This is a genomic window from Flavobacterium sp. LM4, from assembly GCF_002017935.1.
GTDB lineage: Bacteria > Bacteroidota > Bacteroidia > Flavobacteriales > Flavobacteriaceae > Flavobacterium > Flavobacterium chungangense.
In genome coordinates this window covers 197,013-203,956 of sequence record NZ_MUFW01000006.1, presented here as the reverse complement: position 1 = coordinate 203,956, position 6,944 = coordinate 197,013, and the positions used below count along the sequence as shown (strand labels likewise).

At 32.3% G+C, this 6,944-nt stretch carries 4 protein-coding genes; all 4 read right to left on the bottom strand.

From position 1 onward, the window contains the following. Positions 1 to 458: RagB/SusD family nutrient uptake outer membrane protein (locus BXU10_RS25470; RefSeq protein WP_223255558.1), on the bottom strand; the 458-nt coding region annotated here is incomplete at its 3' end. Next, positions 376 to 726 (bottom strand): hypothetical protein, encoded by a 351-nt coding sequence (locus tag BXU10_RS25465; protein WP_223255557.1) that lies wholly within the window; start codon positions 724 to 726, stop codon positions 376 to 378. The genes BXU10_RS25465 and BXU10_RS25470, both read right to left, overlap by 83 nt. Before the next feature lie 186 nt (positions 727 to 912). Next, positions 913 to 3,936, bottom strand: coding sequence for a SusC/RagA family TonB-linked outer membrane protein (locus BXU10_RS23735; RefSeq protein WP_078229910.1), 3,024 nt, complete (start codon positions 3,934 to 3,936; stop codon positions 913 to 915). Between the two features lie 243 nt (positions 3,937 to 4,179). Then, positions 4,180 to 6,924 (bottom strand): histidine kinase, encoded by a 2,745-nt coding sequence (locus tag BXU10_RS23730; protein WP_078229917.1) that lies wholly within the window; start codon positions 6,922 to 6,924, stop codon positions 4,180 to 4,182. Positions 6,925 to 6,944: the final 20 nt, after the last annotated feature.

Sequence of the window (6,944 nt, the reverse complement as noted above, 5' to 3'; positions counted from 1 at the left end):
AATCCCCATCCCCATGCATCACGAACACCTTGAGTATTAGAATATCCTTGAATTCCACGAGTTGGTACTGCCCCATTACCGTTTATTTCAAAAATAGATTCCCCATCATTTTCTCCTTCAAGTCTGAACATTTTAGCATAATCAGGAGATATGCTATATCCTGTAACCAGATTACAGTTATCTACGACGTCTTGCCATTTTTTCTGATACAGACTTACTTTTGCCAATAAAGCATAAGCTGCTCCTTTTGAAGCTCTGGCTTTTTCAGAATCAGCATATTCAGATTTATTTGGTAAAACCACTACAGCCTCAGTTAAATCTTTTTCAATAAAAGCATACACTTCAGCAGCTGTTTTACGAGTTAACTGCATTGCTTTATCTTCTGCTGATAATGGAATACTGGAAACGTGATCTACAATTGGCACTCCTCCGTAACATTTTACTAAAGTAAAGTACATGAAAGCTCTTAAATTTTGCCTCAGCCATTAACCTTTCTCTTAATGCAGGATCCGCTTTGTCTAATTTAGGAAGAATCGCTAATGCCTGGTTACATCTATTGATTCCATCATAGTTTGCATTAAAAGTACTTTCAGCAGATGGATTTGATGCATTATAAGTTAAGGCGTCCAAAACATCTTTATCAGTACCTGTATCACTTGGAGTGGAACCTTTATCAGCATCATCAGATGTAATACTTGCCAAGCCAATCCATCCGAATGAACTCATGTCCCAATCTAAAAACTTACTGTAAATTGAGGTAACAAAGGTTTTTGCTCCGCTGTCGTTGTTAAATAACTCAATATCATCTGTAGAAATAGTCTCAGTTTGTTTAACATCCAGGTAATCATCTGCACATCCTGTAAAGTTAATGCCGATAACAAGAAGATTGATATATATATTTTTTTCATAATATTAAAATTTTAAATTAGCACCAATTACAAATGATCTTAATGTTGGGTAAGCGTCCAGTTCAACACCTTGTGTTCCATAAGGATTACCATCTCCATTTAACTCAGGAGAAAAACCAGAATACTTCTGTGTAATAAACGGGTTAATTGCATTAAAATAAATTCTGCAAGAACTAATAAATTGATCTTCTTTAAGAGGAAGTTTGTACCCTACAGTGATATTGTTGATTCTGAAGAAATCTGCAGATTCCATATAATAAGTTGAAGCAACCGGAACAATATTAAATGGTGCTGGATTCTGAGATGTTGTATTTGTTGCCGTCCAATAATCATTTGTCATAGAAGCTTCGATGTTTTCACCTCCAAAACGCTGTGCTTTTTTACCATTGTACACTTTTGCTCCGCCAGTCCCATATCCGTCAACTGAAAAATCAATGTTTTTGTAAACAAGCCCTAAAGAAACTCCGTAATTTGCTTTTGGTAAAATTGAACCAGCGTATTTTTTATCAGTTGTTGCAGATAAAGCATCCTGAGTTACTTTAGCACCAGTAAAATCGTAATAAAGCATGTTTCCATTTGCCGGGTCTACACCTGCATATTCATAAAGATAAAAACTACCTAATGGCTGACCAATTGAGTTGTTGTATAATAATTTGGTGTCCTGACCATTTCCTAAATTACCTCCAATAACCTGAGATAATGAAACATCTTTTAAGCTTGTAAGCTCATTTTTGTTGTGTGAGAAGTTACCACCAACCCAATAGCTTAAATTGTCATTAATTTTATCATCCCAACGTAAAGCAATTTCAAAACCTTTGTTTGAAACTTCACCAACATGAGAAGGAGAAGCCGTTGTAATTCCAGAAGTTGGATAAGGTTTTACATATAAAATTACATTATCTGTATTTTTGTCATAAACATCGAAAGATCCTTTTAATCTGTTGCCTAAAAGTTCGAAATCTACACCTGCAGAAGCCTCTTCAGTAATTTCCCATGTTAAAGACGGGTCAATTTGAGAAGTTATACTTGATCCTTCATATAAAATTGAACCTCCTAAATAACTGTTTAAACCCGAATTATAACTTTGACTGTTTAATGGTACATTTTGGTTACCCAATTTACCCCAGCTACCTCTTAATTTGATTAAGTCAACTCCTTTAACATCTGTCAGAAAACTTTCTTTAGTCATAATCCATCCAAGACCTACAGATGGGAAAGTTCCCCAACGGTAATCTTTTGCAAAATTTGAAGATCCGTCACGTCTAATAGTTCCGGTTACTAAGTATCTGTCCATTAATTTGTATTGGAAACGTCCAAAATAAGATGCTAATTTACTTTCATTGAAAACAATATCCTGTAAATTTGTAACAGTACCTGAGTAATCAACACCTTCTGCATCTGTCGCATTATATAAAGACCAATAGTTAGAATCAGGACTCACATTTTTTCTGGTGATTACTAATTTTTCTCTTGGACCTTTTACAGAAGTTTCAATACCTGCTGTTAATTCTACATCGTGAACATTAGCAAATACTTTATTATAAGTAAAATAGTTAGACAGGTTCCAGTTAAAATACTGTTCTCTGCCTCTCGTTAATAAATTAATAGGATCAGTACTTGAATAATCAGCATCTTTACGGGTTGGATTAGCCGCTAACCAAACATTTTTAGTATCCTCGAAATTATAATTTTTCCAGGTATAGTATTCCCCATTAAATTGTGAAGTAAACTTTAAGCCTTTTAAGATTTCATAATCCAGTTTCAAACCACCCTGAAGGGTAATACTTCTTTGTTCTTCATTATAAAAATCTAATTGTGATACAGGATTTCCAACATTATTAAATGAAGTACCTGTTGAGCTTGCCACTCCGCTTGCATCTGCAAAAGGAGCACCATATTGACCATTCGCAAAACGCACCGGCACAATTGATGACTGTTTGTAAGCATTTGTAAATGCGCTTAATGGTTTTGGTGTAGAATTAGCCGATGTAAAGCTAAAGTTCTGATTTAAAGTGATTTTTTTAGAAAGTTTAAATTCATTATTATTTCTAAAATTTGTACGGCTGTAATCTAAGCCGTTAAGAATCGCCTTTTCCTGATAGTTACCTGCGCTGAAAAAGTATTTAACACTTTCTGAACCTCCGGAAATAGAAATATTATTTTGAGTATAAGTACCCGTTCTTGTAATTTCATCAAACCAATCTGTATTAACAGGCTGATTGGTAGAGAATCTGTTTGTGCCTAAAGAGGCGTTAGAATAGCTTGCATATTGATTAGAATCTGCCATCTTTACTTTCTTAAGGGGTGTTCTGATACCGCCAAAACTTTCAATTTCTACAGAAACTTTATCTCCTTTACCTTTTTTAGTAGTAATAATGATAACCCCATTTGCTGCTCTTGTGCCATAAATAGCAAGGGACGAAGCATCTTTTAGGATTTCATAAGAAGTAATATCATTTGTATTGATATTATTGATATTTTCTGTTGGCATACCATCAACAATATATAAAGGATTTCTGCCTCCTAATGCAGTACCCAAACCTCTAATGACTACAGAAGGTGTACTCCCTGGTGCATCTGAAGAAGTTACCTGAACCCCTGCTGCTTTCCCCTGAATAGCCTGAGAAGCATTTAATACCTTTGTTCTTGTAACATCTTCTGCTTTTAATGAAGTAATGGCAGACGTATTGTCAATTTTCTTTCTGGTACCATATCCAATTACTACTACTTCTTTTAAAGCAGTATCGCCAGCTTCTTTTAAAGTAATTGTCATTAAACCGGAAGTTGCTGCTACAGAAACAGCATCGAAGCCCAGCATCGAAATCTTTAGAATTTCACCTGGTTTGGCATTAATTGTAAAATTTCCGTCGAAATCAGCATCGGCGGTAGTTTTGGATTGGGGGGCACTAATAATTGCTCCGGGGATTCCCATTCCGCTATTATCTATTACTTTTCCTTTAATTGCCTGACCCGACATATAAGCCGGTAAAAGCAAAAGAGCCAGAAAGCTAAAAATAAAATTTTTCATACAGTTTAAATCGTTTAAGTTAGTAGAGCCAAATTAAACAATTACAACGTTTGAGTACATCATATAGTACTACTACACAACCACATCACACACACTTAAAATACAATTAAAACCTTTTAAAACAACAACTTAATTATTAAATAAATTTCATCAACATAATGTTATGATGTAGTAATGATGTATTGTAATAATGTAAAAAAAGGATTGAAAAAATAGTATTTGTATAAAAAATAAAACAAAATCTTACAGACTTAATAAAAACTTAGAAAGATTATCCTCCTGAGACAGATTTAACTTCTTTCTTAGACGATATCTGTGTAGTTCAACACCTCTGAATGATATGTTCATTAGCGGTGCAATTTCTTTAGAAGAAAGATTCATTTTTAGATAAATACATAACTTAATATCCTTAGGAGTCAGGTTTGGGAATTTCTTCGAAAGATTAATGATAAATTCATTATGGATCTGATTCAAATTGGTTTCAAAGATTTCCCATTCATGTTTATTGACTTCATTGATCTTAATTGCTTTTTTAATTTCACTTTTCAGTTTATTAAAATCTTTTTCAGAATCCAGAATACTCTGAATATTTTCAATCATTTCACTTTGTTTGGCAATAGATAATGATTTTCCGGCAACTTCAGATGATTTAGTTTGCAGTTCGAGTTCCAGAATGTGTTTTTCGTATTCCTGAATATTGAGTTCGTTTTCGGCCTTTAATTCCATTTCCAGAATTTTCCTTTGATGTCTTTCTTCTTCTGCCTGCAATTCCAGTTTTTGCATATAGCGAAATTTATTCCACTTATAATAAAAAAACAAAACTGTCCCTACTAATAAGAGATATAATAAAATCATCCAAACAGAAAAATACCAGGGCTCGGCTACTTTAAAATCGAAATTACAGACCTTATCATAATTGGCTCCGTCATGTTTATAAACGACAATGGTATGATTACCACTACTTAGATTATTCAGTACAATTAAGCCATCGGAAATGGGTACAAAATCATTACTTTTATTGATTTTATAAAATAAATTAGGCTTACTGGCTCCGTAAATTCCTGATATTACATTGATTCTTAATTCGGTATTGTATTTAATTTTAGAATCATCGGGAAGCAGTATTCCGTTATTAAATGCTTCAATTTTAACATGTGTATTTTGCTTATTTTCATATTTAAGCTGAAGAGAAATAAATCCGTCATCCAGATTCAGTAAATAGTGATTCTGAGTTTTAAAAATCCTTAAATTGTCATTTATGAGTTTTCCTTTGTAATATTTTTCCTGAATAATATTCCAGACAAATTTATTTTCGACAGCATAAATATGGTACAAAATACCTTCCTGAAGTACCATAAAATGATTTTCATCAATTGCTACTACATCTGTTATATTTTTAAAATTAGTATTAAACAATTCATTTTCTTCCAATTTATTGGTAATTGAATTATAGGTAAACCATGAATTATCAATTAGAAACAAAATTTCATTTCTAAATTCAAAAATCTTAACCCCAAAATCATTTTGTATTTTACTCTGCTGGGTGATATTTTCAACCTTTTTAGTCTGATAATCATCACTATACACAACACGATATAAACCACGATAATTATCTGCAGCAAAAATTTCATTTTTTTTATTTTGAGCTACATATTTTATAGGCTTTGAAATATCTTTAATTTTTTTATAATCACTTAATTTTGAAATATCATCATATGCCAAAATCCCACTATAAGTAGATTGAAAACAAGTATTGTTAATACTGCTTTTTGATAAATTCCAGCCACCGCTAATATTATTTGTTTTAACTAAAGAACCATTTTCATAGCAAAAAGTTCCGTCATTATGTCCAATGATGTATTTATTTTCAATTTTAGTAATATTCCAGGCCTGTCCTTGTGTATTGGGCATCATTTTGAATTTACCTGAATCAAATTCAAAAACACCATGATTTGAAGCAATTAAATATCCTTTATTGGTGGTTGCAACGGAATATACCGAACCTAAAATTCCTGAATTGTCATAAAAAATAGATATGGGTGAATTCACTTCAACGTGTGCTATACCGTTATCCAGACCAAGCCATAAATCATTTTCTTTATCAAAGCCAATACAGAGAACTGAGTTGTTCATCAACACATTATTTCGGTCTATATTTTTGTATGTCTCTGAATTAAAATCATAAATATAAACTCCTTTGTTTCCGGTTCCGATAACTAATTTGTTATTTTTAATAAACCTCGCGACATTGATTCCGTTTACTTTTAATGTTTCGTTTAAAGGATTATTCCAGGCAATCAAACCTGATTTTTCTACAATAAAAATCCCTTTCTTTTGGGTAAAAATATAAGTTTTGCCTTTGTGTTTTTCGATTGCATGAACGACTGTGTTCTTTAAAATATTCCAGCCTTTTGGATTTGCAATTCGGGAACCATCCATTCTAAAAAGTCCTTTATCGACAGAAGCAACAAAAAGCTCTTTATCCACCACAAAACAGTACGATATTAAAAATGGAAATTTGATTTTTTTAATATGTTTTCCATCATAAATAAAAACATCATTAAAGGATTGAAAATATAACGAACCATTATATCTGAATATTTTCCAAATTTCCTCATTGTCTTTTTCAGCAAATAAGCGTAGTTTTTTGGTAATTGAAACATAATGCATTTTACCTTCTTTTCTGTACCAATAACCAAATTCCTTATAAGAACCTGAATAGATTTTATCTCCATCAATCATAATGGAACGGATGATTGTTTTGTTTGGTAAAGTATATTTTTCCCATATTACGCCATCATATCGTAGTAAGTAATGATTGTTGGCAAAATACATGGCGTTATCTTTTCCCTGAACGACATTCCAGATCTGATTGTCACCCTGATAATTGGACTTACTATAATTTTCTACAAAGGGAAGTAATTCTTGCGATTGAATTTGAGAGGTAATGAAAAAGAAGAAAAATAATTTTAAGAGTATCGATTTCAAAGTATTCGGATTTAAACTCA

Bases quoted from the DNA above. Each gene is read 5' to 3' on its own strand.
- BXU10_RS25465 (WP_223255557.1), bottom strand. From the start codon at position 726: ATGAGTTCATTCGGATGGATTGGCTTGGCAAGTATTACATCTGATGAT.
- BXU10_RS23735 (WP_078229910.1), bottom strand. From the start codon at position 3,936: ATGAAAAATTTTATTTTTAGCTTTCTGGCTCTTTTGCTTTTACCGGCT.